Raw genomic sequence first — 453 nt, 5'->3', positions numbered from 1 at the left:
CGATGCTGCGCAGCGGTATCGTTACTGGCGTAATACTGCTCGCGTTGTTTTGCAATCCAGCCCAGGATCTCTGCTCGCTCCGTATCGCTTACCTTGCCAGCCCAGTGCAGCGCGGTATAACGCGTTGGCGGCATGGTGTCGTACTGCATCACCCATTCAATTTTATTCAGATCGCTTTGCGAAACGGGTTTATCCGCGACCAGTGCCGCACGCACGGCTTCAAGATTGAAGGATTTATATCCCAGTTGAATATCGTAATTCATCAACTGTTTAGCGACAGGAAAAGAAGAATAGAAAGGTAATTCCGCTGAAGGGGTATGACAATAATCGCATCCTTTTTCGCGTAAAAACCCTAATACTTTATTATTTTCTTCCAGCGTAGAGGCCTGAACATCAGCCTGTTTACTCCGTTGATTATCGTGATACCACACATAACCGGATAATCCAAAATAA

Annotated in this window: 1 protein-coding gene; it reads right to left on the bottom strand. The window is 46.4% G+C overall.

Annotated features, from left to right (window positions below; all coding sequences use genetic code 11):
* Positions 1-453 (bottom strand): heme-binding domain-containing protein (locus FDX22_RS15970; protein ID WP_186805336.1); only part of this gene is annotated, 453 nt, incomplete at both ends.

The organism is Citrobacter sp. TBCS-14 (assembly GCF_005280805.1).
Classification (GTDB): domain Bacteria; phylum Pseudomonadota; class Gammaproteobacteria; order Enterobacterales; family Enterobacteriaceae; genus Citrobacter; species Citrobacter gillenii.
This window is presented reverse-complemented; position numbering and strand designations above follow the sequence as displayed.